We start from the raw sequence: 25,338 nt of genomic DNA, 5'->3' as shown, positions 1-25,338 counted from the left end.
GAGGCTCGGCGCATGACGCGGAGCCACAACAATCACGATGTCCGCCACCGGCGCCGCCACGTCCGGCCACAACTGGATCGCCAACCAGCCTTATCTTCTGCTCAGCATCACCGCGCTGTGCTGGGCCGGCAATGCCATCGTCGGGCGGCTCGCCGCCGGTCACATCCCGCCGGTGACGCTGTCGTTCCTGCGCTGGTTCTTCGCCTTCCTGCTGGTGCTGCCGTTCGCCTGGAAACACCTTGCGCAGGACTGGCCCGCGATCCGCGGCAAGCTCGGCCTGATGGTCACGCTCTCGATCACCGGCATCGGCGCCTTCAACACGCTGCAATATTGGGCGCTGGAGCATACGCAGGCGCTCAACACGCTGCTACTTCAGTCAGCCGCGCCGCTGGTCGTGGCGCTGTGGTCGCTCGCCATCCTCGGTATCAGGCTCACCGCGGCGCAGGCCTTCGGCGTGCTGCTGTCGATGTGCGGCGTGCTGATCATCCTGCTGCATGGCGATTTCACCACGCTGTCGAATATCGATTTCAACAAGGGCGACCTCATCTTCGTCGTCGCGCTGATCATCTTCGCGCTCTATTCGGTGCTGACCTTGAAGCGGCCGCCGATGCACGGCCTGTCGTTCCTCGCCTTCACGTTCGGCTGCGGTGCTGCCTGTCTCATTCCGCTGGAGATCTGGGAGCTGTCCGCGCGCCCCATGATGAAGCTCGACGGGCCGAACCTCCTGACCCTGTTCTATGTCGCGGTGTTCCCCTCGACGCTCGCCTATCTCTGCTTCAATCGCGGAGTCCGGCTGATCGGCGCCAACCGCGCCGCGCCCTTCTTCCATGTCGTGCCGGTGTTCGGCTCGATCATGGCAATGGTGTTTCTGGGCGAGCACCCCCAGGCGTTCCATTTCATCGGCTTCGCGCTGGTGCTGGCCGGCGTGTTCGTGGCGTCACGGAAGCAGGCGGCATAGGTCCTCCTTCTCCGTCGTAGGAGAAGGAAAGCGCCGTGCCGCGCGGCAGCCAAGGCTACTTCACCTTGAACTTGCTGTACGCTTCGCTGGTCGCAATGATGACGTGCTCGGCGCAGGCGTTGACGCGGTGCGGATCGGCCTCGGTCTCGTAGGCCTCCGACGTCATCATGTCGATGAAAGCCGCAACCGTGGGATAATAGACCAGCGCCGCGAAATCCCAGTCGTTGCCCTGCTGCGGGCCGAGCGCGACCGCCTTGGCGTCGCCGGTCCAGAGCAGCGTGCCGCCGCGCGCCTTGATCATCGGCACTGTGACCGCACTGTAGCGCAAATAGGCGTCCCAGCCGGAACCGTCGCCGTCGCCCGAGCGTGCGTGGAAGCGCATCAGGTTCAACATCACCACCGGTGCATGCCGATCGAGCCGATCCAGGCCGTCGATGTTCAACATATTAACCGCCAATGCCGCCTCCTCTGGTCATGCCTGCATTGTAGCATTGCGGCCGCGTGACTTGTGTCACGACTTAAATCCGGCGCAAGCTCGCGTCGAACGCCAATGACGATCGCTTCGCCCGCGCCACCCGCCTCCAATCCGGCCAGCTGGCTCAACAACCAGCCTTATCTGCTGCTCAGCCTGAGCTCGCTGTTCTGGGCCGGCAACATCGTGCTCGCGCGCCACGTCGGTGCGCATGTGCCGCCGCTGACGGTGACCACGATCCGCTGGTTCGGCGTGTTCCTGATCCTGCTGCCGTTCGCCTGGCCGCATCTGAAGGGCGACTGGCCGAACTTGCGCAAGAGCCTGCCGCTGATGCTGTTCCTGTCGCTGGTGGGCTTTGCCTTCAACAACGCGATCTCGTACTGGGCGATGCAGTACACGGAGGCGCTGAACGCGCTGCTGATCCAGTCGGCCGGACCGCTGTTCGTGGCGCTGTGGTCGCTGGTGCTGTTCGGCGTGCGGCTGACCGGTGCGCAGCTCGCCGGCATCGGGATCTCGCTTCTCGGCGTGCTGATCATCATCCTGCGCGGCGATCTCGCCGCGCTCGCGAGTATCAGCTTCAACAGGGGCGACATCATGTTCGCCTCCTCGCTGGTGGCGTTCGGGATCTACTCTGCCTTCATCCCGCGGCGACCGAAGATCCACCAACTCTCATTTCTCTCCTTCACCACCTGCTGCGGCGCGACGATGCTGCTGCCGACCGCGATCTGGGAAGCCTGGAGCGGCCGCGTTCTGCAACTCGACGGGGTGACGCTGGCGACGCTGGGCTACATCCTGATTTTTCCCTCGACGCTGGCCTATCTGTTCTTCAACCGGGGCGTGGCGCTGATCGGCCCGAACCGCGCCGCGCCGTTCTTCCATCTGGTGCCGGTGTTCGGTTCGGCGATGGCGATCCTGCTGCTCGGCGAAAAGATCCAGCCGTTCCACCTGATCGGCTACCTGCTGGTGCTCGCCGGCGTCGTGATCGCCTCGCGCCAAGGGTCTGCGGTGAAGTAATTCCGCACCGCGAGACGAGGCGACAAACTCGCGCCTTCCGATTTCGACGAGGAGACGCTAGGTTCCCCGCCAACGAAAAAAGAGGGAACGACCAGACATGCTTTCAGCGTTGATCCGAAACCTGCGTGCCATCGGCACGGCCGCCCTTTGTCTCGCTGGCGCATCCGCTGCGCAGGCCGACAATTATCCGAGCCGCAACATCACGCTGGTGCTGCCGTTCGCGGCCGGCAGCGGCACCGACACCACGACGCGGCTGATCTCGCAGCATTTGTCGCAGGCGCTCGGCGTCGGCATCGTCATCGAGAACAAGGCGGGCGCCAACGGCATGATCGCCGCCACCTATGTCGCGCGCGCCGCGCCGGACGGCTACACGCTGCTGGTGACCACCAACACCACGCATTCGGCCAATCCCTATCTGCTCAAAAGCCTGACCTACGATCCGGTCAAGGACTTCACCCCGATCGCGCGCACCGGCGACCTGCCCTTCATGCTAGTGATCCACCCGGAGGTGCCGGCCAAGACGGTCGGCGAGCTCATCGCCTACGGCAAGGCCAATCCGGGCAAGCTGAGCTACGCCTCGGGCTCGTCCTCGGCGATCGTGTCGGGCGCGACCTTTGCGCACAATGCCGGGCTCGACCTCCTGCACGTGCCCTACAAGAGCTCGCCGCCGGCGCTCAACGACGTCATGGGCGGCCGCGTCTCGATGATGTTCGTGGACATCCTGACCGGCCTGCCGCATGTCCAGGGCAACGCGCTACGCGCCCTCGCCGTCACGACAAAGGACCGCTCGTCGCTGGTGCCGAACCTGCCCTCGATGCAGGAGGCCGGCGTGCCGGACTTCGACATCTCGTCGTGGCAGGGCTATTTCGGCCCCGCCGGCATGCCCAAGGAGATCGTGACGCGACTCAACGCCGAGATCCGGAAGATCGTCGAGAAGCCGGAGATCAAGGCCCAGCTCGCCACCCTCGGCATGGACGCGTTTTCAGGCACGCCGGAACAGCTCGGCACGTTCGTGAACGAACAGCTCGTGTTGTGGGAGAAGCTGATCCGCGAGGCGGGAATCGAGAAGCAGTAGGGCGGTCTCGTAGGGTGGGCAAAGCGAAGCGTGCCCACCGAGAAGTTACCGCGAACTCAAAAAGAAAAGGTGGGCACGACGCCTCGCGTCTTTGCCCACCCTACGAATTCAGTGCAAGCCTTACGCCGCGCGCACCTTGGCGAGGAAGCCGTCGACTGCGCTGCGCAGCGCGCCCGACTGGCTGTCGAGCTCGCGGGCGTTGGTGAGCACGTCGCTTGCCGCCGTGCCGGTCGCTTCCGCGGCCGAGGTGACGCTGCCGATATTGGCGTTGATCTCGTTCGATCCGGCCGCGACCGACTGGATGTTGCGGGCGATTTCGCGGGTCGCCTCGCCCTGCTGCTCGATCGACGCGGAAATGCCCGCGGTGATCTCGCTCATCTCGGCGATGGTCTGGGTGATGCCGCCGATGGCGGCGACCGCATCGCTGGTCGAAGTCTGCATCGCCGCGACCTGGGCGGAGATTTCCTCGGTCGCCTTGGCGGTCTGGTTGGCGAGGGCCTTGACCTCGGAAGCGACGACGGCGAAGCCGCGGCCGGACTCACCGGCACGCGCCGCCTCGATGGTGGCGTTGAGGGCGAGCAGATTGGTCTGCGCCGCGATCGAGTGGATCAGCTTGACCACCTCGCCGATCTTCTCGGCGCCGGTGGAGAGTTCCTGCACCGTGGCATTGGTGCGCTCGGCGTCGTTGACGGCGCGGCTCGCCACTTCGGTCGAGCGGGTGACCTGGCGCGAGATTTCCGCAACCGAGCTCGACAGCTCTTCGGCAGCCGCGGCGACCGTGCCGACATTGCCCGACGCTCTCTGCGAGGCCGCGCCGACGGTCGCCGCACGCGAAGAGGCGTCGCTGGCGGTCGCGGTCATCGATTGCGCAGTGGCTTGCATGCCCGTCGCGGCCGAGGAGACGGAGCGGACGATGCCGTTGACGCTGCGTTCGAAATCGCTGGCGATACCCTCCATCGCGCTGCGACGTTCCGCCGCGACACGATCCTTGGCATCGGCTTCGGTTTTCTCGAGGTCGCGAATGCGCAGTGCGTTGTCCTTGAAGATCTGGACGGTCGACGCCATTGCGCCGACCTCGTCGCCGCGGCCGACGCCGGGAATGTCGCCCTCGAGCTTGCCCTCGGCGAGATCCTTCATGCGGGCGCCGAGCAGCGCCAAGGGACGGCTGATGCTGCGGCCAAGCCCCCAAGCGACGCTGCCCGCGACGACCACGATGCCGAGCATGGCAAGCCCGAGCAGCCAGTAGATCGGGACCATCTTGGCGTCGATATCGTCGAGATAGCCGCCGGTGCCGAGATACATGTCGAAGCCGGGTACCGCCACCGCATAGCCGATCTTGCGGATCGGCGTTTCCTGGCCCGGCTTCATGAACTCGTAGAAGAGCAGCAGTTCGCCGTTGGCCTTGACGCCATCCATCCATTCCTTGGAAAGATTGCGACCGTTGGTCAGATTGCTCATGCGGTTCAGGCCGACCTGCTTGGGGTCGGGCGCAAGCTGCGTGATGCCGTCATACGAAGTGCCGAAGAGGTAGCCCGCGCCCTTGTCGTAGGTCATCGCGTTGCCGAGCAGACGAAACTCGGCCATCGCCGCGTCCTTCGTCATCTCGCCGGCATCGACTCGTTTCTTGAGAGCGAGGGCCATGTTGCGGGCAACCTCGACGATGGCCTTAGTCTGCTCGACGCGTGCATTCACCATCTCGCGCTTCATCAGATAGCCTGCGAGAAATCCGGAGATGCACAGGCCGAACAAGGTGACGCCGACGAGAATGCCGAGCTTGGGGGCGATCTTCAGATTGCTCAATTTCACGGGATGGCTCCGGCAACAAAAGGACAAGGACGCACGAGCGAATCGATCGCAATTGAAACAACTTTTAGTGGCGACCCCTTAGCAACCTGTTACGGAGCGCCCCGTAAAGGCACGGAGGAAACGTCGGGGCCGTCGCACAATCGCCGCCACGGCAACCGCCGATTGTACGCAACCGCCCCGATTTCGCGTAAAAGACGCAAAGACTCGCGCAAAGTCCGGGTCACAACAAGAAACCAAATCGGGAGCAGGAAATGCCGAAATACAGGGTGGTGACGCCGAAGGGCGCGAGCTTCACGGTCGCGAGCAGCGATTATTCCTACGAGCGTGAGGCGCTCGATCCGATCGACGCCGAGATCGTCGAGGCGCCGGCCGACGAGGCCGGGTTCATCGCCGCCGCGAAGACAGCGGACGCCATCTACGCCAAGGGTATCCCGATCACCAGGACCATCATCGACGCGCTGGAGACCTGCAAGGTCATTACGCTCGGCTCGGTCGGCGTCGATAGCGTCGACATCAAGGCCGCGACCGCGCGCGGCATTCCCGTCACCAACATCCCCGACACCTTCATCGAGGAGGTCGCCGACCACGCCATGATGCTGCTGCTCGCGGGCTTCCGGCGGGTGGTCGAGCAGGACCGGATGGTGCGCAGCGGCCGCTGGGCCGAGGGCCGGCCGGCGTTGTCGAAGATTCCACGGCTGATGGGCCAGACGCTCGGCTTCATCTCGTTCGGCCGCGTCGCGCGTGCAGTTGCGAAGCGCGCAGCTCCCTTCGGCCTGCGGATGATGGCCTACGATCCCTTCATCCAGGAAACGCTGATGTCCGACCACGGCGTGATTCCGGCGACGCTGAACGAGGTGTTGTCGCAATCCGACTTCGTCTCGATGCACGCGCCCGCCCGACCCGAGGTGCATCACATGCTCACCGAGAAGCACTTCCGGCAGATGAAGAAGGGCTCGGTCTTCATCAACACGGGCCGCGGCGCCACCGTGGACGAGGAAGGCTTGATCAAGGCGCTTCAGGAGGGCTGGATTGCCCATGCCGCCCTCGACGTGCTGGAGAAGGAGCCGCCCTCGCACAACAACCCCATCCTCGGCATGGAGAATGTGACCCTGACCGCCCACGTCGCCTCCGCCTCGGCACGGTTCGACGAGGCGCGCAAGCGCCGGGTGGGCTACGAATTGTCACTGGTGCTTCAGGGCATGTGGCCGGTAAGCTGCGTCAATCCGTCGGTGCTGCAAGACACCGCGCTCCGCCGCTGGCAACCTGTCAGCATGGACCGCGGCCCGAACAGCTAGGCGGGCGGCCGCGAAGGCGCGCCGGCAACCGGAAAGACCCTTCACCGGCGATCAACGCCGGGAAGGGAAAAACATAGGGAGGAACCGATGAGGAACGACATCACACGTCGTGATGCCTTGGCGCTGGGCCTGTCCGCTGCGACAATCGCGGCAACCGGTGCTCCGGCGAATGCCCAATCCACGATCAAGGCCGCGGACGTCCCCGCACCGAAACTGCCGATCGAGAAAGGCGCATCCCTGCGCATGCTGCGACCGGTACGTTTCGTCCAGGCCGACGAGGATGTGTTCCGCGCCAATGCGGCGAAATTCACCAAGGAGACCGGCGTCGAGGTCAAGGTCGATTTCGTCGGCTGGGAGGACATCAACCAGCAAACCGCGGTGACCTCGAATTCCGGCGCCGGTCCCGACATCATCATCGGCTTCTCCGACGCACCGCACATTTACGTCGACAAGCTGATCGAGCTGACCGATGTGGCCGACTACCTCGGCAAACGGTACGGCGGCTGGCTGCCGCTGGCGCAGCGCTACGGCAAGAAGAACAAGAGCCCCATTTGGATCGGGCTGCCGTTCGGAGCCACCGCGGGTCCCGTGATCTATCGCAAGTCGATCCTGCAATCGGTCGGCTTCGACAAGGTGCCGGAAGACCATGCCGGAATCCTCGACCTGTGCCAGAAGCTCCAGAAGGCCGGCAAGCCGGCGGGCTTCGCCCTCGGCAATGCCAAGGGGGACGGCAACGGATTCGCAAGCTGGGCGCTATGGTCGCACAACGCGGCCCTGCTGGACGAAGAGGGCAACGTCATCATCAACAGCAAGGAGACGATCGCCGCGCTGAACTGGGTCAAGCAGCTCTACCCGACCTTCATCGCCGGCACGACGTCCTGGAATGACGTCAGCAACAATCGCGCCTACGCCGCACAGGAGATCGCGCTGACCGCCAACGGCGTCTCGCTCTATTTTTCGCTGAAGAACGATCCGGCGACCAAGGCGATCGCCGACGACAGCGAGCATCAGTTGCTGCCGAAGGGCTTGGCCAAGGTGTCGCCGATGGCGGGCCTGACGCTGAACGCCATGGTGTTCAAGCACAGCCAGTATCCCAACGCCGCAAAGGCCTTCCTGCAATACATGCTGGAAAAGGACCAATACGAGCCTTGGCTCAACGCCAACTCCGGTTACTGGTCCCAGCCGCTCGCGGCCTATGCCGAAGCGGCCGTGTGGTCGCAGGACCCGAAGGTGAAGCTGTTCAAGGACACGATGAACAGCACTTATTACGACGGTTACGCGGGCCCGATCTCGACTGCGACCGGTGCCGTGAGCGCCGACTACGTGCTGATTCAGATGTTCGCGTCCGTCGCGACCGGCGCTGCCACGCCGGAAGCCGCGGCCGCGGAAGCCGAGCAGCGCTGCAAGCGGTACTTCCGGCGGCAGAAGTAACGCTGGACGATAAAGCGACCGTCATTGCGAGGAGCGAAGCGACGAAGCAATCCAGACTGTAACTGCGGAGACAGACTGGATTGCTTCGCTTCGCTCGCAATGACGGATGTGGTGACAGCCTAAAACAGGACGCCTGACCGATGTCCGTGACCACCCTCTCCTCCCCCGTACTCGCACGACGGCAGCCCTCCTGGCTGGTGCGCCTGTTCGACTACAAGCCCTTCCTGATCGTGATGTGCCTCGCACCCGCGATCGGGCTCCTTACGGTGTTCCTGACCTATCCGCTCGGCCTCGGCATTTGGCTCGCCTTCACCGACACCACGATCGGCAGAAAAGGCGTCTTCGTGGGCTTCGAGAATTTCCAGTATCTGCTCACCGATTCCCTGTGGTGGAACGCGGTGTTCTACAGCGTGGTCTACACGGGGATCGCGACCTTCGGGAAGTTCGCGCTGGGCTTCTGGCTCGCGCTGCTGCTCAACAACCATTTTCCGTTCAAGAGCCTGTTGCGTGCGATCATCCTGATGCCCTGGATCGTGCCGACGGTGCTCTCGGCGCTGGCGTTCTGGTGGATCTACGATCCGCAATTCTCGATCATCTCCTACCTTCTGGTCGATGTGCTGCATTGGCGCACGAGCAATATCGACTTCCTCGGCTCGCCCTGGCCGGCGCGCTTCTCGCTAATCGCCGCCAACATCTGGCGCGGCATTCCCTTCGTTGCGATCTCGCTGCTGGCGGGCCTGCAGACCATTTCGCCCTCGCTCTACGAGGCGGCGATGCTGGATGGCGCCAGCGCCTGGCAGCGCTTCCGCTACATCACCTTCCCGATGATGATGCCGATCCTCGCCATCGTCATGACCTTCTCGATCATCTTCACCTTCACCGACTTCCAGCTGGTCTACGCCATTACCCGTGGCGGCCCCGGCAACTCGACCCATCTGCTCGCCACGCTTGCCTTCCAGCGCGGCATTGCCGGCGGCGAGCTCGGCGAGGGCGCGGCGATCGCGGTGTCGATGATCCCGTTCCTGGTGTTCGCGACGCTGTTCTCTTATTTCGGCCTGGCGCGCCGCAAATGGCAGCAAGGAGAGAGCAATGACTGATACAGTGGCGCAACCGGCCGTCGCCGACGCGAAGGCTGTGCCGGACACCATGGCCTGGGATTCCGGGCTGCGGCGACTGATGATGATCTATCTGCCGCTCGGCTGCTTCGTGCTGATCCTGCTGTTTCCGTTCTACTGGATGGCGATCACGTCGTTCAAGCCGAACGCCGAGCTGATGAACTACCGGGAGCACAACCCGTTCTGGATCTCCTCGCCGACGCTGGCCCACATCAAGCACCTGTTGTTCGACACCGCCTATCCGCGCTGGCTGTGGACGACGATGCTGGTCGCGATCGGCGCGACCACGCTGTCGCTGATCGCGAGCACGCTTGCCGCCTATGCGATCGAACGCTTGCGCTTCCGCGGCAGCCCCTATGTGGGCCTCGGCATTTATCTCGCCTATCTCGTGCCGCCGTCGATTCTGTTCATTCCGCTCGCAACCGTGGTCGTGCAGTTCGGCCTGTTCGACAGCCCGCTTGCCCTGATCCTGGTCTATCCGACCTTCCTGGTGCCGTTCTGCACCTGGCTCCTGATCGGCTATTTCAAGTCGATCCCCTACGAACTCGAGGAATGCGCGCTGGTGGATGGCGCCACACGGCTCCAGATCCTGCGCCGGATCACGCTACCGCTGGCGGTGCCCGGCCTGATCTCGGCCGGCATCTTCTCCTTCACGCTGTCCTGGAACGAGTTCATCTACGCACTCGCCTTCATCCAGAGCGGCGCCAACAAGACGGTGCCGGTCGCGATCCTGACCGAGCTCGTCACCGGCGACGTCTACCAGTGGGGCGCGCTGATGGCGGGATCACTGCTCGGCTCGCTGCCGGTTGCGATCTTCTACTCGCTCTTCGTCGATTACTACGTGTCGTCGCTGACCGGCGCGGTAAAGGAGTAACTCGCGGCTCAGCGCAAGCGCAGTCGATCGTGCTATCGTGATAGACTGCTTGCTGCATTGGCCCCACGCTCCATCGTGACAGCGGGGTCGATCATTGGCGGCGTCGATTGTCGCTCGAGAAAGCGAAAATTGCATGCGTTCGCCAAAGCTCCCGTCGTTATCCCGACGCGGTTTCTGCCTGTGTTGCGTCGGCGCCGCAGCGTCCGCCGCTTCGGGATGGCTTAGCCCGAGGCAAGCCTACGCAGAAGCGCGAGGCATCGTCAGCCTGATCAAGGACAGTGCTGCGGTATCGCCGATTGTCACGCACAAGCTCCGAAACAACATCACCGTGCTGGAAGGCTCCGGCGGCAACATTGCCGTGCTGACCGGGCCCGACGGCAAAGTCCTGATCGATGCGGGCATCCGCGTCTCACGTCCACAACTCACCAAAGCGCTGGCTGATCTCGGCGCCGATCCCGTCACCCATCTCGTCAACACCCACTGGCATTTCGATCATGCCGATGGCAACGAATGGCTGCATGCAGCCGGCGCCAAGATCATTGCGCAGGAAAACACCCGCAAACACCTTGCCGAAGTGCAGCGGGTCGAGGACTGGGACTACAATTTCCTTCCGCTCGGCGCGGGCGGAATCCCCAGCGAAGTCTTTGCCGACAGCCGCGAGCTTAAGCTCAACGGAACCTCGATCGGCCTGAAGTATTACGGGCCCGCACACACCGACAGCGACATCTCCGTCACCTTCGCAGAAGCCAATATCATTCATGTCGCCGACATGTTCTGGAACGGCATCTATCCGTTCATCGACTATTCGACCGGTGGCAGCATCGACGGGATGATCGCTGCATGCGACGCCAATCTCGCGGCGATGGACAAGGACACGATCGTCATCGCCGGGCATGGCAAGCCGGTGGGCAACAAAATCGAATTCCAGGCCTTTCGCGACATGCTCGTCGGGATCCGCGACAACGTCGCGCGCCTCAAGAAGGAGGGACGAACGCGGGATGAAACCGTTGCGGCGAAGCCGACCGCGGCGTTCGACGCGATATGGGGGCAATTTGTGATCGATCCCGGCTTCTTCACCCGGCTGGTCTATCAGGGCGTTTGAAAAATCCCTCTCGGCCGTCGACGAACTCATCGTATTGAAAGGACATTGACATGAAAATCGTAGAGACCACATCCAAGCCATCGCTCCTCGATCGTCGCCGTCTCGTTCTTGGGTTGTCCGGAGCGGCTGTCGCAGTTGCTTCCACGGCGGCATCCGCGAAGCCGGAGCGCGACGAACACGCCGCCGGTGCCTATCCGGTCACCTATCACCGAACCAAGACCGTCGACGGGATCAAGATCTTCTATCGCGAGGCGGGTCCAAAGGACGCGCCGGTCGTGCTGTTGCTGCACGGCTTCCCGACCTCCTCGCACATGTTCCGCAACCTGATCCCGGCACTGGCCGACAGGTACCATGTGATCGCTCCCGACTATCCCGGCTACGGCCAGAGCGAGATGCCACCGCGCGCGACATTCAAGTACACGTTCGACCGTTTCGGCGAGCTTGTCGGCGGCCTGCTCGACCAGCTCGGCGTCACCCGCTATGCGATGTATGTCATGGATTACGGAGCTCCCGTGGGCTGGCGCCTGGCGCTCAAGAATCCAGAGCGCATCAGCGGCCTGATCGTGCAGAACGGCAACGCCTATGATGAAGGGCTGAAGGAGTTCTGGAATCCAATCAAGCAATACTGGGCCGACGGATCCGATGCCAGCCGGCAGGCATTGATGAAGCTGGTGACGCTGGAAACGACGAAATTCCAGTACACCGACGGCATGTCCGATGTCAGCCGGATTTCACCCGACAACTGGGTGCAGGATCAGGCACTGCTCGACCGCCCCGGCAACAGCGAAATCCAGATGGACCTGTTCTACGATTATCGGACCAATTTGCCGCTGTATCCCGCAGTGCAGGCGTACTTCCGCAAGCACAAGCCGCCGACCCTGATCGTCTGGGGCAAGAACGATTTCATCTTCCCGGCCGATGGCGCCCATCCCTACAAACGCGACCTGCCCCAGGTGGAATTTCACCTCATCAATACCGGCCATTTCGCGCTCGAGGACAAGTTCGACGAAATGGTCCCATTGATCCGCAACTTCCTCTCCCGCAAGATCGCCTGATCAGTCGGGAAGGAAACGGACATGTATGCCGCTCTCGACTGCATGGCCGTTCTGGCGGCCTCCACCTTGTTCGCAGCAGCTGCCGTCGCCCAAACCGCCAGAGACGTGCGCGGCCCATCGCCACTGGTCGCGATCGAAAACGAGGCGCCTGCGCGGTTGATCGTCGATCCGCCGCTCGCCGACCAGTTGGCGCAGGGTCTCGTCTTCATCCAGTACACCACGGAGAATCTCCGCGTCGTGCCGGTGTTCGGCAAGGGCGCGCTCGACGTATCGCCGCGCATCGGCCACGTCCATATCACGGTCGACGATGCACCGTGGCATTTTGTCGATGCCAGTGGCGAGACCGTGATCGTGGTCGGACTGAAGCCAGGACCCCACAAGGTCCTGTTGGAGCTGGCAGATCCGACGCACCACGTCATCGACAGCAAGACCGTCAGCTTTGAGATTCCAACACCGCTAAAAAAATGACCGTCGGCCGCGGCGTTTGGCTCGGCTTCACAAAACTGCAATGCGCGGTCCGCATAAGACGGCCTCCGTTAACAGGAGACGCACATGCGCGCTACTTTTCTTGGCACCGTCGCAACGATCATTCTCACCGCGAGCTCCGCGCTCGCGCAGAGCGAAGGCGAATTCCCCGCCAAGCTCGCCGGCCACGTCGTGATGCCGGCCGCCACGTTCATCGACGCGCCGGCTGACGCGCCCGCCGATCTCAAGACCTCAGGCAAATACACCACCGGAAAGCGCGTCGACGCGCTCGGCACGGTGATGGGCAAGTCCTATGAGCGGGCGACCGGCTTGTCGCTGCCGTTCAAGGGCCAGCCGCTGCAAGGCCATTCCGGCATCAAGTCGATGGGCGACGGCACCTTCTGGGTCATCACCGACAACGGCATGGGCGCGCGCGCCAATTCGCCGGATTCGATGCTGTACCTCAACCGCTACAAGATGGATTGGGCCGGTGGCAAGATCGAGCGGCTGGAGACCGTGTTCCTGCACGATCCCGACAGACGCGTGCCGTTCCGCATCGTGCATGAAGACACCGAGAGGCGCTATCTCACCGGCTCCGACTTCGACACCGAAGGCTTTCAGATCATCGGCGACACCTTCTGGATCGGCGACGAGTTCGGCCCCTACATCCTGAAGGCCGACAAGACCGGCAAGATCCTCGGGCTGTTCGAGACGGTTGCCGACGGCAAGCCGGTGCGCTCGCCGGATCATTGGGCGGTGGCGACCCCGGGCGCGCCGGGCGCGACCTACACCAACGTCAACCTGCGGCGCTCCAAGGGTTATGAGGGCTTCGCCTCCTCGAAAGACGGCAAGTTTCTCTACGGCCTGCTCGAGGGGCCGCTGTGGGACGCCGACAAGAAAGACTGGGAGAAGGTCGACGGCAAGGAAGCCTCGCGCATCCTCGAATTCGACGTCGCCGCGGAAAAGTTCACTGGCCGCTACTGGCAGTATGTCTTCGAGCAGAACGGCAATGCCATCGGCGACTTCAATATGATCGACCCGGCGAGCGGTCTGATCATCGAGCGCGACAACGGCGAAGGCACGCCCGACAAGGCCTGCCCGCAAGGCACCCGCGGCGAGAACTGCTTCCCCGACGTCGCCAAGTTCAAGCGCGTCTACAAGATCGAGCTCACCGACGCCAATGTCGGCAAGCCCGTGCGCAAGATCGGCTACATCGACCTCCTGAAGATCAGAGATCCCGACAACAAGGCGAAGAAGCCGCTCAATGATGGCGTCTACACCTTCCCGTTCTTCACCATCGAGAACGTCGATCGTGTCGACGAAACCCACATCATCGTCGGCAACGACAACAATCTGCCGTTCTCGTCCAGCCGCGATCCCAACAAGGCCGACGACGACGAGTTCATGCTGCTCGATGTCGCGGATTTCCTGAAGGCGAAGTAAGCTGACGCTCTTTCAACACAGTCATCGCCCGGCTTGACCGGGCGATCCAGTAATCCGCGGCGCCAGCGATTGAATCGTGACGCCGCGGCGTACTGGATGCCCCGCCTTCGCGGGGCATGACAGGGAGTGAGCGAGCGCGAGCTAAGACAGCATCGCACTTCGGCGCCGCCCATCAACCCGCCGGCACGATCACCATGCTCTTGTCCTTCGGCCAGCGAATGCGCCAGGCGAAATTGATGTCCTTGACCTCGCCGGGCTTGGCGTCGAACGACCATTCCAGGACGCCGCGCCGGTCGCGAATGTTGCTTGCGGTCGGCGGCGTGGTCGCAGGCAACATCTCGACGAGGATGTCCTCGTTCTCGCTGACCGGCAACTGATCCTCGATCGCGACCTTGATCGGGAAGTCGTGACCATTGCGGATTGTGGTCTTGAACGAACGCTCGTCGGTCTTCGAGGTCGTGACCAGGAGACCGGCCGAACCTTCGTTGCGCTTGAGCACCGCGCGCTCGATCCTGACCTTGTCGTCGGCGCCGAAGCCGAGCCGCACGATATCGTCCTTGGCCGAAGCCGAGAGCTTGCCGCGGCCGACGAAGGTTCCATCGCGATAGATTGCGACCTTGCCTGGCAACAGGCTCGTGTCGTCGGCCTGCTTGAAGCTGGCTTCGAGGAAGGCGGTGGGATCCATCACCGGCGCCGCGCGCACCATGAGATCGGCGGGCACGGTCATCGAGGCGATGCGCAGGCTCTTGGCGCCCTCGGCGGCCCCGAGGCTGACGCGGCCGGGAATTTTGTAGGTGGCCTGGAAGTCGCCGATCTCGGCGACCGCCTGCTGTTCTTCGGCGCGTTCGGCAAGATCTTCCCTGGATCGGCTGGCATAAGCCGGAGCTTCCATCTTACGCTGCATTGGCGCCGCCGCAGGCATTGCCGAATCCGAAAGCGAACCCAGCGCCCGCGGCTTCGGCACTTGCGGATACTGCGCGACCAGCGAATTCAGCTCCGGCGCGCTGCCGCCGCGGCCGATGCGGACCGTGGAGACGCCGAGCGTGACGTTGGACCAGTCCTCGCCGGTCGATTGCGTGACTTCGGCACGGCGAACCAATTCGAGCTGCGGCTTGCGATCCTTCGCGCCGGTGTCGAGCCGGGCGTCATAGAGCGGCAGCCAGCGTGCATTGCGCACATTGTAGGTGACCCTCAACGTCGCCTTGGTTGCTGCCGGCGCGGCGATGTCCATGCGGATTTCGAGCTTGCTCGGCGGCTTGGCCTTGCGCTCGACTTCGAGCTGGCCGATCTGCCGATCGATCTCGCGCATCTTGCGCGTGGCGTCGCGAACGGCGGTATCGGCGCTCGCAATTTCCTCGCCGACGGTGGCAAAGGCCGTGCGCCATTCGGCAATCGGCCGCGCCTCGCCCTTGTCGCCGATGCCGGCGGGCGATGCTTCCGCAAAATGCTCCGCGAATTTGCGCCGCGCATTGGCCGAGTCGATCGCGCCTTGCAGGTCGGCGCGCTGGTCATTCAGCGCCTCGATGCGTTTGTCCAGCTCCGGCAGATTGACCGGCGCCGCACGCGGCGTTCGCGCATCGATCGTGCCGATGGTGAGCTTCGCTCCCCCCTCACCCTCCACCCGGATCGAGGAGGTGTCGAGACCAAGCGGGAAGTCCTTGGCAATGAGCGTCGAGTCACCAGACGGCAGGTCCACCGCGATGACGCGGGTGACGGTCGCGCCATCAGGGTAAACCGTGACGGTATTGATGGCCGATGTGGCGTCCAATTCGGCGGCCCATGACGACGACGCGAAGGCCGTGGTCACCAGAACCAGGCTCGTCGTTGCCAAACATCTTGCGGTGATGCGCATCAAGTCCCTCCTCCAAGTCATCGCCGCCGCCAGCCGGACGCGCGATCCAATGCCTCGCCAACATGGTTGGACGCGGCAGGGAAGGAACTGGTTCGATTGAGGTTTCCGTGGGGCGCCGCCGCGGCGGCAGCGGGGCCCGGAACGGGTCGTCGGCCGCGACAGAGCCCTTAATCCTGAGCGGACGAACCCTGACCGAAGATGCGGCGGAGCAGATCGGTGACGTTCTTGGCGCCCGCCTTCCTCAGAATGCCTGCGCGATAGCCCTCGACCGTGCGTGCGCTCAGATGCATGCGCCGGGCGATCTCCTTGTTGGTCAGGCCGGCGGCGAGATGCTCGAGCACGTCGCCTTCGCGCGCGGACAGGGGTTCGCAGCCGGGCAGCCAGCGCTGCCGGCTGGAGCCGGGCTGTGCGAACTCGTCGATGGCAGCACCGATCCGGTCGACGATGTCGCGGGTGCGGAACGGCTTCTCGATGAAGTCGGCCGCGCCGCTCCTGATGGCGTCGACCGCCATGGCGATGCTGCCGTTTGTCGCGGTCACCAGCACCGGCGCCATGCAGTTTTCCTCACGCAGGCGCTTGAGCACGTCGAGACCGGAGCGATCGGGCGGCATCTCCAGCAGCACGCAGGCCGGCATCCGCGCCTTGGCCTCCGAGAGCAGAGACGCGCCGTCGGCGAAGCAGATCACGTTGTATGCGCTCTGTTGGAGCGCGGTGGAAAGTTGTTCGCGGGAGGCGGCATCGGTGTCGATGACGAATACCTCACCCTTGGAAAGCATGTTCCCAGGCATAATTCCGATCCAGCAATGTCTTTTGGTCAAATGGTCCGAGACAGCAGCGGGGCCTCGTCGCGCCGCGCCGTCATATGCACGGCATTCACGCCCGTGCTTCGGTTTCACTTATGTATGTTCCACCCGGTTCCTGGATTTGACGGATCGGGACATAAACTTTACATTTCGGGACATCTGCGGGAATGGCTGGCAGGAACGGTTCGCATGACCGACCTCATTCGCAGCGCGGGCTTGAGCTATTACCCGGAGGTCGCCCGGTCGGTCGGGCTCGACCCCAGACAAATGATGCGCAAGGTCAGGCTGCCGCTGGCCTGCCTCGACAAGCCCGATACGCCCATTGCCGTCACCGGCCTGCGACGTCTGCTCGAATTGTCGGCAGAGGCGTCCGGAGCCGAAGATTTCGGCTTGCGGCTTGCCGAGCGCGGCGGGCTGACCAATTTCGGCGCGGTCGGCTTGATCGTGCGCGAACAGGCGACGGTAGGTGAAGCCATCGAAGCCTTCTCGCGCTTCATCCCGATCCATCACGACGGCATGAAGCTGGACGTCACCCGCGACAAGCAGACCGTGACGGTCACGCTGCACCTGCGCGGCCGACAGCCGACCGCGCCGCGCCAGTCGATCGACATGGCGCTCGGCAGCGTCCACCGCATCATCCAGTCGCTGTTCGGCAGCGATTGGCGGCCGCAGGAAGTGCACCTGCATTACCCACCGCCGCACGACCGCAAGCGCTACCGCGAGTTCTACGGCTGCCGCGTGACTTTCAATGCGGAGGACGATTCGATCCTGTTGTCGACGCACGACATGGAGCGCCGGATCCCGAGCGCGCATCCGCTGATCGCGAGCTATCTGCGCAAGCGGATCGAGGCGATCGAGACGCGGCCGGCAAGCTGGGAGGAGAAGGTCGACGAGGTCGTGCGTCTCCTGCTCGCCGGCGGCGACTGCACGGTCGAGCGCGTCGCCGAGCACCTCGCCTGCACCCGCCGCACCGTCCACCGGCACCTCGCCGAAGCCGGCACCAGCTTCTCGGCGATTCTCGACGCGCAGCGCGCCGATCTCGTGGTCCAGCTGATCGATGATCCCGGCCGGCCGCTGGCCGACATCGCCGTGCAGCTCGGCTTCTCCGCGCAGAGCGCCATGGCCCGCTGGTTCCGCGGCCATTTCGGCTGCACCATCACCGCATGGCGCAAAGGCGTCAGGCCATTGAAATCGTCGACCGTGGCGACCGCAGCTTGAATCAGCGTGCCGGGACGGGCACGCCCATGATGGCGAGGGCGCGGCGAGGGCTGCCGGCGAGCAGCGGGCCGAACGCGATGGCAAAGCCGAGGAACGCAACGATCCACCCGCAGGCGGCAAGGTGCAGTAACCCATCGCTGTGCGCAGGCCAAACCACCGCCGCGACCCGCGCCAGCGCCGCGACGATGATCGCGGCATAGATGGCTTGTGTCGCCGGCGACGCCGTCAGCGCCTGTCCGGTATGGCCGAGACTCGCTCGGGTCATCACCGCGACCGTCATGGTTCCGGCCGCGCCCGCCATCCAGGCGTGGATGCCCGCGCTCGGCGGCAACGCGCCGAAGACGGCAAGAGCATGCAGGAGGAAGCCAAGCGGCACGAAGACATAGCCGACATGGAGAATCAGGAGCAGCCTCTCGCGGAAGGTGCGGTCACCGGCCCAGCGTGCGAGCCGCACCAGATGGAGCCCGCCGACAAGCGCCATCGCCACGCCGGTGAGGGTGCTCAACGGCGCCACAATCCACGCGATGATCGCAATTGCGCTGCACCCGATCACCACACCGTCAAAGCGTCCGAATGGCACCGGGAGGCGGCCGGGGTTGAACTTGACCAGCCAGTTGCGGGTGAAGCTCGGGATGATGCGGCCGCCGATCAGCGAGATCATCAGCACGACCACGCCGATGCCGACGCGGATGCCGACATCGGCCGCACCCGCATAATGCGCTTCGAGATGGAAGCCGACATTGCCGGCGAGCAGCACCAGTACCAGCACCACGACGGGCAGGTTGCGCCAGTTGCCGCCGGCGATGATCTCGCGCGTTGCAGCGGCGACGACCAATGTCAGGAAGGCGGCATCGACGGCAAGCGCAAACGCCCAGCCGATATCGGCGGACAGCGTCACCGCGACCCGCCCGGCGAGCCAGACCGCGAGCAGCGCGCCCAGGGACGTCCCCTGGATCGGCAGCCGCCCGGTCCAGTTCGGAATCGCCGTGAACAGGAATCCCGTGATCACCGCCGGCAGGAAGCCGTAGAGCATCTCATGGACGTGCCAATCGCGCGGCGCGAAAGCGGAGCTCACCGACAATTCGCCGTAGAACATCGGCAGCCAGGCCAGGATCGAAAGCCCTGCCTGGATCGCGGCAAGCAGGAAAAAGGGCCGAAAGCTGTTCGCGAACAGCGGCCAGCCCTCAAAGTTGCGGGATCGGGCGCCAGCCATGGGTCAACTCCAGTCGATTCAAATCGTCGCCCGGAAAAATACTGCCGTCCGGCCGGCTCGTTTTTGAGCTATCGCAAACACCCTGACGATTGCAGGTGTCATCACACTTCCAGCGCCAAGGAGGCAGAATGGCCAAGGTCGACACATCGTTGGTTGCGCATTTGCCGCTGTTTGGGGGTGTCAAACCGGAGGACCTCGAGGAGATCCTGCGCGAGGCCCGCTCAGTGCGCTATCCCAAGAACAACGCCATTTTCGAGCAGGGTGCGGACGCGCAATCCTTCTTCCTGCTGCTGCACGGCCATGTTCGCGCAGCCAAGACCACACCGAGCGGCGAGCAGATCGTGGTGCGCTACGTCTCGCCGGGCGAGACGTTCGGTCTCGCGATGGCGATCGGGGCCGCGCGCTATCCGGCCACAGCGATCGCGGTCGACGACAGCGTCGCCCTGATCTGGCCGACCTCGGCCTGGCCGCGACTGGTCGAGCGATTTCCCTCGCTTGCCGCCAACACGCTCCAGACCGTCGGCACGCGGCTGCAGGAGAGCCACACCCGAATCCTGGAAATGTCGACCCAGCAGGTCGAGCAGCGCGTCGCGCATGCGCTGCTGCGCCTCGCCAAACAATCCGGCAAGAAGCTCGACCACGGCATCGAGATCGATTTCCCGATCAGCCGCCAGGACATCGCGCAGATGACCGGCACCACGCTGCACACCGTGAGCCGCATCCTGAGCGGCTGGGAACAGCAGGGGCTGGTCGAGAGCGGCCGTCAGCGCATCATCCTGCGCGATCCGCATGGCATCGTCGTGCTGGCGGAGCGGAGCCCTGACAGCGGCGCGGCTTAAGGCCAGGGGTGAGGGTCGCTTCCGCTTACGGCGAAAGCGCCCCTCACCCGGGAATCCGCGCGCAGCCCGCGCGAATTCCAGATCGGTTCACGCCGGCACGCGGTCACACAGCGCGGCGAGGAATTTGTCGCGATCGATGCCATGCTCGCGGCAGGCGTCATCGACCGTGTGGAAGGTTGCGATCGGACAGCCCACGCAGGCCATCCTGAAGGCGAGAAACACGCGGATCGTGTGCGGCGCCGTGCGCATGATGTCATCGACCAGATCGTCGGATCCAAAAGGCATGGACAACAACTCCGTTCCGAAACCACGATAGCAGAGCGGGCGGCGGTTTCTTTGTTGGAGCGCAAGCTGCTTGTCATTCCGGGGCGCGCGAAGCGCGAGCCCGGAATCCATCGGGCAGCAGACCAAGAGGTGAAATGGATTCCGGGCTCGCGCCAAGTGGCGCACCCCGGAATGACGGGACTACACCGCCCGGCTGTGCAACTGCTTCGCGGGATCCAGATGCGCGTCGAACGCGGCCGCGACGCTGCGCACGAGAAAGCGCGAGTCCTTTGCGACCGCGATGCGGTCGCCGTCGAGTCTCACGACGCCGTCGGAAATCAGCGGCTTCAGACGCGACGCCGATTTCAGCATTGCCCCGGCCTCTGCGCCATGACGCGCGCAGATATCGCCGAGATCGGCGCTGAACTCGCACATGATGCGTTCGATGATGTCGGCGCGCAGCCGGTCGTCGTCGGTGAGGCCATAGCCTTTCGCGGTGGCCAAATGGCCGGCGGCGATGCTCTGCGCATAGGCGCCGATCTGCACCTCGTTCTGGACATAGCCCTGCGGCAAATGTCCGATCGCGCTCGCGCCGAAGCCGAGCAGAACTTCGCCCTGGTCGGTGGTGTAGCCCTGAAAATTGCGCCGCAGCGTGCGTTGCTCGAAGGCCACGGCCATGGAATCGCCGGGTCGCGCGAAATGATCGAGCCCGATCTGCACGTAGCCGGCCTCCTTCAACGCATTGGCGATCGCGCAGGCTTGGTCGTGGCGCGCAAGGCCGTCGGGCAGCACGGCCTCGTTGATCATGCGCTGGTGCTTCTTGAAAGCAGGCACATGCGCGTAGCCGAACACCGAGAAGCGGTCGGACCCAAGCTCGAGCGAACGTCGCACCGTATCCAGGCACGAGGCAACGGTCTGGTGCGGCAGTCCGTAGATCAGATCGAAGTTGATCCCCTTGATGCCGGCGTGCTGGAGCATGTCGACCACGGAAGCCGTCTGCTCAAAACTCTGCACCCGGTTGATCGCGCGCTGCACGACAGGGTCGAAGCTCTGCACGCCCAGGCTCGCGCGATTGACGCCGGAGAGCCGCATCGCCTCGACCATGTCGGAAGTCAGCGTGCGGGGATCGATCTCGACTGCAATCTCGGCCGACGGCAGCACGAAGAACGATTGCCGCATCGCCGCCATCAACTCGGCAAAAGCCTCCGGCGCCATGATCGTCGGCGTGCCGCCGCCGAAATGGATGTGCTCGACCTTGATGCGCCGGCCGATCGTCTCGGACACCTGCGCGATCTCGCTGCGCAGCGTACGCAGATAGGCCGCGATGAGACCGTCTCGACGAACGATCTGGGTATGGCAGCCGCAATACCAGCACATCTCGCGGCAGAACGGCACGTGCAGATAAAGCGACGCGCTGGCCGCCGCCGGGAGCTCCGCCAGCCAGCGGGCGTAGGCCCCCGCGCCGATCGCCGGCGAGAAATGCGGTGCGGTCGGGTAGCTCGTGTAGCGCGGCAATCGTTCTTCGCCGTAGCTCGCCGCAAGATCGGCCCTCATATCTTACCCATTCGTCAATCAATGCTGCGCAGCGGGGCGGCGCATCCCGGATGGCACCAAATTACCCGTTTTCGGGTGCGAAACCTTGCGCTCGCTCAAAGTCCGAGCACGGGATAAGAGCCATGGTGACATTTGATTGTTGCCCTCTGGAGACAGGTTATGGCGTCGTTCGCGCTCGATCTCGTTCTGTGGCTCACCGGCGTTCGCGGCCATATCCCGCGCTTTGACGATTTTCGTCCCGTCCCCACGACGCCCACCGTTGGCGCCAGCCACCTGGTACGCGTAATGGTCATCACGGCCGCCGTCTTCGCCGCGCTGTCGCTCGCGGTTTGGGGCACGGTCTGGATTGCGATCCAGTTGCTCTAATCGACGACAATCCATTCGCAATAAACGCAGCTGAACATGCGAACGATTTGCGGCCGACGCGACTGACGTCGCGAGTCGTCACGTATTTCGTATCGCCGATGCGATCTTCGACAAACTCCTAAGGATTTTACCGGAGGCGAATTCGGCAAAAGCTTGTCGCAGCACAAACACACTTGCCGCGATCGGCGCACACTGCATTCCGTCATCAAAACCATTTCAGATGAAGGATGCTTCCGATGTTCACCCGCCGAGCCGCATTGATCAGCGCCGCCGCAACCGCCCTGATGCTGGCGACACCCGCCTTGGCTGCCGATGATCTCAAACTGCCGCGCCAGAAGGTCGAGTTGGTCGCTCCGCCGTTCGTGCACGCGCATGAGCAAGCGACCAAGCAGGGTCCCAAGATCGTAGAGTTCCGACTCACGATCGAGGAGAAGAAGGTCGTCATCGACGAGAAGGGCACCACCTTCCAGGCGATGACCTTCAACGGGTCGATGCCGGGTCCGATGATGGTCGTGCACGAGGGCGACTACGTCGAAACGACGCTGGTCAATCCCGCAACCAATTCCATGCCGCACAACATCGACTTCCATTCCGCGACCGGCGCGCTCGGCGGCGGCGCGCTCACGCTGGTCAATCCCGGCGAGCAGGTCGTCTTGCGCTGGAAGGCAACCAAAACCGGCGTGTTCGTCTACCATTGCGCACCGGGCGGCCCGATGATCCCCTGGCACGTCGTCTCCGGCATGAACGGCGCCGTGATGGTGCTGCCGCGCGACGGCCTCAACGACGGCAAGGGCCACGCACTGAAATACGACAAGATCTACTATGTCGGAGAGCAGGACATGTACGTGCCGCGCGACGACAAGGGCAATTTCAAGTCCTATGAATCGCCGGGCGAAGCCTTCACCGACACCGAAGAGGTGATGAAGAAGCTGATCCCCTCTCATGTCGTGTTCAACGGCAAGGTCGGCGCGCTCACCGGCAAGAATGCGCTGACCGCCAATGTCGGCGAGAACGTGCTGATCGTGCATTCGCAGGCCAATCGCGACAGCCGTCCGCATCTGATCGGCGGCCATGGCGACTATGTCTGGGAGACCGGCAAGTTCTCCAACGCGCCGGAGACCGGGCTTGAGACGTGGTTCATCCGCGGCGGCTCGGCGGGAGCTGCGCTGTACAAGTTCATGCAGCCCGGCATCTACGCCTATGTCACGCACAATCTGATCGAAGCCGCCGACCTCGGCGCCACCGCGCACTTCAAGGTCGAAGGCAAGTGGAACGACGATTTGATGACGCAGGTGAAGGCCCCTGCCGATATCCCGGCCCCCAACACCAACTAGACGCGACGAGGGGCCGGTGAATGACCGGCCCCTTTTCCTTGGGGAACGACCATGCTGATCGCATTCAAGTTGAAACTGCTGCTCGCCTGCGCCGCCGGGCTTGCAGGGCCGATCGCGGTGGCGCCGCTCGTGTCGGAGATCGGGACCCACGGCGCTGCGACGGAGCCCGCCATCGTCAGGGTCGCGCCAGGCAGCCTGTCCTATCGCGAGGCCGGCGATTTCACGCGTGCCGGGCAGCAGGCGGAAGCGCCGCTGCGCGCGATGCGCTTCGAGAGGCCGCTGTACATCATGCGGCATCAGGTCTCGTCATCCGACTATCAGATTTGCGTGCAGGAGGGCGCTTGCCGCGCGCTTGATCGCGGCGTGGCAATCGCCTCCGATCGACCCGCGGTGCAGGTGAGCTGGCATGATGCCGAGGCTTATGCGGGTTGGCTCTCGCGCAAGACCGGTCACAGTTACCGCCTGCCGAGCGACGTGGAATGGGCCTTTGCGGCCGGCTCCCGATTCAGGGATGACGGCCTTCCGGTGGACGCAACAGATCCATCGAACCGCTGGATCGGCCGCTATGAACGTGAATCCGAACGCGACCTCTTCGACACGACGACCTATCCGTTTGGCAGGTTCGGTGTGAACGAGCACAGCATCGAAGATCTCGCCGGCAATGTCTGGGAGTGGACCTCGACCTGCTTCGTGCGCTCGCGGATCGACGCAGCCGGCAATGCCGGCCGTCCCACCGTGAACTGCGGTGTGCGCGTCGCCGAAGGCGCGCACCGCGCCTATGTCACCGATTTCATCCGCGACGCCCGTGCGGGCGGCTGCGCACAGGGCGCCCCTCCCGCCAATCTCGGCTTCCGCCTGGTTCGAGAGGAAACGTCCTGGGTCGCAAGCGTGTCGGCGCGGTGGAGCAAGACGTGGGCAGCAAGGTCGTAGCGGATCTAAACGCGAGGGAAGATCGACGCCGGCGCCTCATATTCAGTCATTGCGAGCGCAGCGACTTGTCCGCCGAAGCCTCGGCGAAGGCGGAAGCAATCCAGAATCTTTCTGCGGAGACAGTCTGGATTGCTTCGTCGCAAGAGCTCCTCGCAATGACGAAATTGCGGCGCGCGCCCGGCGCTCAACCGTCACTGCACGCGCGGCGTGCTCAGATCGCCCGCGCGAACATGCGAAAGCCCGGCGCACCGATGATCGCCTCGAAGGCAGGATCGCGCTTCTCCTCGGCAAGGACGAAGCCGGCCTTGGCATAAGCGCGCTCGGCGGGCTCGTTGCCGATCAGGAACGATATCGTCGCCCGGGCAAATCCAGCTGCCCGCCCCTTCTCCAGCGCATGCGCGATCAGTGACTGCACCAGGCCGCGGCCGCGATAGGCGGGATCAGTCGCGACATACTCGATCATCCAATCGCCCTCGCCGCCCTGAACCCAGCAGGCGCGCGTGTAGCCGGCGCGTTGACGAATGGCCTCCAGCTCTGCCGGGGCGAGCCCAGACGCGGCTGCGACTTCTTCGATCGCACGCCAAGCCGCTGGTCCCGTGCCGGCCGCCGGTAGCGCACACAAGGCGGCAGCAGGCTTGCCATCGATCTCGGCGACCAGAAATTGCGAGACGTGCCACATCGACACTGCGCGGGCGACTGCGACGCGCGCGATGAAAGCGCGGCACTGTGTTTCAGGCCAACCGAGCGCAACGTCGAACCAGCCGCGCGGCCGGTAGCCGCGCTGCGATGACAGGATGGTTTGTGCGATGAAATCGGCGTCTTCGGGACGCGCAGACCGTATCGTCATGCGCGCCCCTTCG

General features: G+C 64.0%; 24 protein-coding genes. 16 read left to right on the top strand and 8 right to left on the bottom strand.

Annotated features, from left to right (window positions below):
- The first annotated feature begins 37 nt into the window (after window positions 1–37).
- Window positions 38–958, top strand: a complete 921-nt coding sequence (locus ABIB91_RS08820; protein WP_354160075.1) for a DMT family transporter — start codon at window positions 38–40, stop codon at window positions 956–958.
- A gap of 55 nt (window positions 959–1,013) precedes the next feature.
- Here ABIB91_RS08820 and ABIB91_RS08815 read toward each other — a convergent pair whose 3' ends face one another.
- Window positions 1,014–1,403 carry a DUF1330 domain-containing protein gene (locus ABIB91_RS08815; protein ID WP_007596202.1) on the bottom strand — a complete coding sequence of 130 codons (390 nt, stop codon included), beginning with the start codon at window positions 1,401–1,403 and terminating at the stop codon, window positions 1,014–1,016.
- 105 nt (window positions 1,404–1,508) lie between these two features.
- Between ABIB91_RS08815 and ABIB91_RS08810 the strand changes: the two genes are divergently transcribed.
- Window positions 1,509–2,444 carry a DMT family transporter gene (locus ABIB91_RS08810; RefSeq protein WP_354160073.1) on the top strand — a complete coding sequence of 312 codons (936 nt, stop codon included), beginning with the start codon at window positions 1,509–1,511 and terminating at the stop codon, window positions 2,442–2,444.
- A 97-nt stretch (window positions 2,445–2,541) separates the two neighbouring features.
- The gene (locus tag ABIB91_RS08805) at window positions 2,542–3,519 is read left to right on the top strand and encodes a Bug family tripartite tricarboxylate transporter substrate binding protein (protein WP_354160071.1); all 978 of its coding nucleotides are present in this window, start codon (window positions 2,542–2,544) and stop codon (window positions 3,517–3,519) included.
- A 120-nt stretch (window positions 3,520–3,639) separates the two neighbouring features.
- On the opposite strand, the gene ABIB91_RS08800 is transcribed toward ABIB91_RS08805, so the two are convergent.
- Window positions 3,640–5,325, bottom strand: coding sequence for a methyl-accepting chemotaxis protein (locus tag ABIB91_RS08800; RefSeq protein WP_354160069.1), 1,686 nt, complete (start codon window positions 5,323–5,325; stop codon window positions 3,640–3,642).
- A 251-nt stretch (window positions 5,326–5,576) separates the two neighbouring features.
- Here ABIB91_RS08800 and ABIB91_RS08795 point away from each other — a divergent pair, with 251 nt between their 5' ends.
- The 8 genes from ABIB91_RS08795 to ABIB91_RS08760 all read left to right on the top strand — a co-directional run bounded on the left by ABIB91_RS08795 (window position 5,577) and on the right by ABIB91_RS08760 (window position 14,105).
- Window positions 5,577–6,620, top strand: a complete 1,044-nt coding sequence (locus ABIB91_RS08795; RefSeq protein ID WP_354160067.1) for a C-terminal binding protein — start codon at window positions 5,577–5,579, stop codon at window positions 6,618–6,620.
- Between the two features lie 87 nt (window positions 6,621–6,707).
- Window positions 6,708–8,051, top strand: a complete 1,344-nt coding sequence (locus ABIB91_RS08790; RefSeq protein ID WP_354160065.1) for an ABC transporter substrate-binding protein — start codon at window positions 6,708–6,710, stop codon at window positions 8,049–8,051.
- A 140-nt stretch (window positions 8,052–8,191) separates the two neighbouring features.
- Window positions 8,192–9,148 carry a carbohydrate ABC transporter permease gene (locus ABIB91_RS08785; RefSeq protein ID WP_007596214.1) on the top strand — a complete coding sequence of 319 codons (957 nt, stop codon included), beginning with the start codon at window positions 8,192–8,194 and terminating at the stop codon, window positions 9,146–9,148.
- On the top strand, window positions 9,141–10,040 hold the full coding sequence (locus ABIB91_RS08780) for a carbohydrate ABC transporter permease (RefSeq protein WP_219681670.1): 900 nt from the start codon (window positions 9,141–9,143) through the stop codon (window positions 10,038–10,040). The genes ABIB91_RS08785 and ABIB91_RS08780 overlap by 8 nt, the downstream gene beginning before the upstream one ends.
- Before the next feature lie 133 nt (window positions 10,041–10,173).
- Window positions 10,174–11,142: an MBL fold metallo-hydrolase gene (locus ABIB91_RS08775; protein ID WP_354160063.1), complete on the top strand. Its 969-nt coding sequence runs from the start codon at window positions 10,174–10,176 to the stop codon at window positions 11,140–11,142.
- 50 nt (window positions 11,143–11,192) lie between these two features.
- On the top strand, window positions 11,193–12,197 hold the full coding sequence (locus ABIB91_RS08770) for an alpha/beta fold hydrolase (protein ID WP_354160061.1): 1,005 nt from the start codon (window positions 11,193–11,195) through the stop codon (window positions 12,195–12,197).
- Between the two features lie 21 nt (window positions 12,198–12,218).
- On the top strand, window positions 12,219–12,665 hold the full coding sequence (locus ABIB91_RS08765; protein WP_354160059.1) for a DUF6130 family protein: 447 nt from the start codon (window positions 12,219–12,221) through the stop codon (window positions 12,663–12,665).
- Between the two features lie 84 nt (window positions 12,666–12,749).
- Window positions 12,750–14,105: an esterase-like activity of phytase family protein gene (locus tag ABIB91_RS08760; protein WP_354160057.1), complete on the top strand. Its 1,356-nt coding sequence runs from the start codon at window positions 12,750–12,752 to the stop codon at window positions 14,103–14,105.
- 172 nt (window positions 14,106–14,277) lie between these two features.
- Here the strand turns inward: ABIB91_RS08760 and ABIB91_RS08755 are convergent, their stop codons facing one another.
- Both ABIB91_RS08755 and ABIB91_RS08750 read right to left on the bottom strand, forming a co-directional pair.
- Window positions 14,278–15,957 (bottom strand): mucoidy inhibitor MuiA family protein, encoded by a 1,680-nt coding sequence (locus ABIB91_RS08755; protein ID WP_354160055.1) that lies wholly within the window; start codon window positions 15,955–15,957, stop codon window positions 14,278–14,280.
- Between the two features lie 167 nt (window positions 15,958–16,124).
- Window positions 16,125–16,745, bottom strand: coding sequence for a response regulator transcription factor (locus ABIB91_RS08750; protein WP_354160053.1), 621 nt, complete (start codon window positions 16,743–16,745; stop codon window positions 16,125–16,127).
- A 204-nt stretch (window positions 16,746–16,949) separates the two neighbouring features.
- Between ABIB91_RS08750 and ABIB91_RS08745 the strand changes: the two genes are divergently transcribed.
- On the top strand, window positions 16,950–17,978 hold the full coding sequence (locus tag ABIB91_RS08745) for an AraC family transcriptional regulator (RefSeq protein WP_354160051.1): 1,029 nt from the start codon (window positions 16,950–16,952) through the stop codon (window positions 17,976–17,978).
- Window position 17,979: 1 nt separating this feature from the next.
- Here the strand turns inward: ABIB91_RS08745 and ABIB91_RS08740 are convergent, their stop codons facing one another.
- Entirely contained in the window at window positions 17,980–19,191 is a 1,212-nt protein-coding gene (locus ABIB91_RS08740) for an NnrS family protein (protein ID WP_354160049.1), read from the bottom strand.
- Window positions 19,192–19,319: 128 nt separating this feature from the next.
- On the opposite strand from ABIB91_RS08740, the gene ABIB91_RS08735 reads away from it, so the two are divergent.
- Window positions 19,320–20,030: a Crp/Fnr family transcriptional regulator gene (locus ABIB91_RS08735; RefSeq protein WP_354160047.1), complete on the top strand. Its 711-nt coding sequence runs from the start codon at window positions 19,320–19,322 to the stop codon at window positions 20,028–20,030.
- Window positions 20,031–20,117: 87 nt separating this feature from the next.
- Here ABIB91_RS08735 and ABIB91_RS08730 read toward each other — a convergent pair whose 3' ends face one another.
- Complete coding sequence (locus tag ABIB91_RS08730) at window positions 20,118–20,315, bottom strand: DUF1858 domain-containing protein (RefSeq protein WP_007596228.1); 198 nt, start codon at window positions 20,313–20,315, stop codon at window positions 20,118–20,120.
- Between the two features lie 180 nt (window positions 20,316–20,495).
- Window positions 20,496–21,848, bottom strand: a complete 1,353-nt coding sequence (hemN, locus tag ABIB91_RS08725; RefSeq protein ID WP_354160045.1) for an oxygen-independent coproporphyrinogen III oxidase — start codon at window positions 21,846–21,848, stop codon at window positions 20,496–20,498.
- A 159-nt stretch (window positions 21,849–22,007) separates the two neighbouring features.
- Between hemN and ABIB91_RS08720 the strand changes: the two genes are divergently transcribed.
- The 3 genes from ABIB91_RS08720 to ABIB91_RS08710 all read left to right on the top strand — a co-directional run bounded on the left by ABIB91_RS08720 (window position 22,008) and on the right by ABIB91_RS08710 (window position 24,478).
- On the top strand, window positions 22,008–22,214 hold the full coding sequence (locus ABIB91_RS08720) for a hypothetical protein (protein WP_219681678.1): 207 nt from the start codon (window positions 22,008–22,010) through the stop codon (window positions 22,212–22,214).
- A gap of 236 nt (window positions 22,215–22,450) precedes the next feature.
- On the top strand, window positions 22,451–23,548 hold the full coding sequence (gene nirK / locus ABIB91_RS08715) for a copper-containing nitrite reductase (RefSeq protein ID WP_007596231.1): 1,098 nt from the start codon (window positions 22,451–22,453) through the stop codon (window positions 23,546–23,548).
- Window positions 23,549–23,599: 51 nt separating this feature from the next.
- A complete protein-coding gene (locus ABIB91_RS08710) occupies window positions 23,600–24,478 on the top strand; it encodes an SUMF1/EgtB/PvdO family nonheme iron enzyme (protein ID WP_354160042.1) in 879 nt (292 codons plus the stop codon).
- A gap of 211 nt (window positions 24,479–24,689) precedes the next feature.
- Here ABIB91_RS08710 and ABIB91_RS08705 read toward each other — a convergent pair whose 3' ends face one another.
- Complete coding sequence (locus tag ABIB91_RS08705) at window positions 24,690–25,325, bottom strand: GNAT family N-acetyltransferase (RefSeq protein WP_354160040.1); 636 nt, start codon at window positions 25,323–25,325, stop codon at window positions 24,690–24,692.
- Window positions 25,326–25,338: the final 13 nt, after the last annotated feature.

The sequence above is a fragment of the Bradyrhizobium sp. JR4.3 genome, assembly GCF_040547695.1.
Classification (GTDB): Bacteria; Pseudomonadota; Alphaproteobacteria; order Rhizobiales; family Xanthobacteraceae; genus Bradyrhizobium; species Bradyrhizobium canariense.
This window is presented reverse-complemented; position numbering and strand designations above follow the sequence as displayed.

Excerpts from the sequence above, each read along its gene's own strand:
- ABIB91_RS08810 (WP_354160073.1), top strand. The coding sequence starts at position 1,509 with ATGACGATCGCTTCGCCCGCGCCACCCGCCTCCAATCCGGCCAGCTGG.
- ABIB91_RS08815 (WP_007596202.1), bottom strand. The coding sequence starts at position 1,403 with ATGTTGAACATCGACGGCCTGGATCGGCTCGATCGGCATGCACCGGTG.
- ABIB91_RS08775 (WP_354160063.1), top strand. The coding sequence starts at position 10,174 with ATGCGTTCGCCAAAGCTCCCGTCGTTATCCCGACGCGGTTTCTGCCTG.
- nirK (WP_007596231.1), top strand. The coding sequence starts at position 22,451 with ATGTTCACCCGCCGAGCCGCATTGATCAGCGCCGCCGCAACCGCCCTG.
- ABIB91_RS08750 (WP_354160053.1), bottom strand. The coding sequence starts at position 16,745 with ATGCCTGGGAACATGCTTTCCAAGGGTGAGGTATTCGTCATCGACACC.
- ABIB91_RS08805 (WP_354160071.1), top strand. The coding sequence starts at position 2,542 with ATGCTTTCAGCGTTGATCCGAAACCTGCGTGCCATCGGCACGGCCGCC.
- ABIB91_RS08765 (WP_354160059.1), top strand. The coding sequence starts at position 12,219 with ATGTATGCCGCTCTCGACTGCATGGCCGTTCTGGCGGCCTCCACCTTG.
- ABIB91_RS08720 (WP_219681678.1), top strand. The coding sequence starts at position 22,008 with ATGGCGTCGTTCGCGCTCGATCTCGTTCTGTGGCTCACCGGCGTTCGC.
- hemN (WP_354160045.1), bottom strand. The coding sequence starts at position 21,848 with ATGAGGGCCGATCTTGCGGCGAGCTACGGCGAAGAACGATTGCCGCGC.
- ABIB91_RS08745 (WP_354160051.1), top strand. The coding sequence starts at position 16,950 with ATGACCGACCTCATTCGCAGCGCGGGCTTGAGCTATTACCCGGAGGTC.
- ABIB91_RS08780 (WP_219681670.1), top strand. The coding sequence starts at position 9,141 with ATGACTGATACAGTGGCGCAACCGGCCGTCGCCGACGCGAAGGCTGTG.
- ABIB91_RS08770 (WP_354160061.1), top strand. The coding sequence starts at position 11,193 with ATGAAAATCGTAGAGACCACATCCAAGCCATCGCTCCTCGATCGTCGC.
- ABIB91_RS08785 (WP_007596214.1), top strand. The coding sequence starts at position 8,192 with ATGTCCGTGACCACCCTCTCCTCCCCCGTACTCGCACGACGGCAGCCC.
- ABIB91_RS08730 (WP_007596228.1), bottom strand. The coding sequence starts at position 20,315 with ATGCCTTTTGGATCCGACGATCTGGTCGATGACATCATGCGCACGGCG.
- ABIB91_RS08755 (WP_354160055.1), bottom strand. The coding sequence starts at position 15,957 with ATGCGCATCACCGCAAGATGTTTGGCAACGACGAGCCTGGTTCTGGTG.
- ABIB91_RS08795 (WP_354160067.1), top strand. The coding sequence starts at position 5,577 with ATGCCGAAATACAGGGTGGTGACGCCGAAGGGCGCGAGCTTCACGGTC.
- ABIB91_RS08760 (WP_354160057.1), top strand. The coding sequence starts at position 12,750 with ATGCGCGCTACTTTTCTTGGCACCGTCGCAACGATCATTCTCACCGCG.
- ABIB91_RS08705 (WP_354160040.1), bottom strand. The coding sequence starts at position 25,325 with ATGACGATACGGTCTGCGCGTCCCGAAGACGCCGATTTCATCGCACAA.
- ABIB91_RS08790 (WP_354160065.1), top strand. The coding sequence starts at position 6,708 with ATGAGGAACGACATCACACGTCGTGATGCCTTGGCGCTGGGCCTGTCC.
- ABIB91_RS08820 (WP_354160075.1), top strand. The coding sequence starts at position 38 with ATGTCCGCCACCGGCGCCGCCACGTCCGGCCACAACTGGATCGCCAAC.
- ABIB91_RS08735 (WP_354160047.1), top strand. The coding sequence starts at position 19,320 with ATGGCCAAGGTCGACACATCGTTGGTTGCGCATTTGCCGCTGTTTGGG.
- ABIB91_RS08710 (WP_354160042.1), top strand. The coding sequence starts at position 23,600 with ATGCTGATCGCATTCAAGTTGAAACTGCTGCTCGCCTGCGCCGCCGGG.
- ABIB91_RS08740 (WP_354160049.1), bottom strand. The coding sequence starts at position 19,191 with ATGGCTGGCGCCCGATCCCGCAACTTTGAGGGCTGGCCGCTGTTCGCG.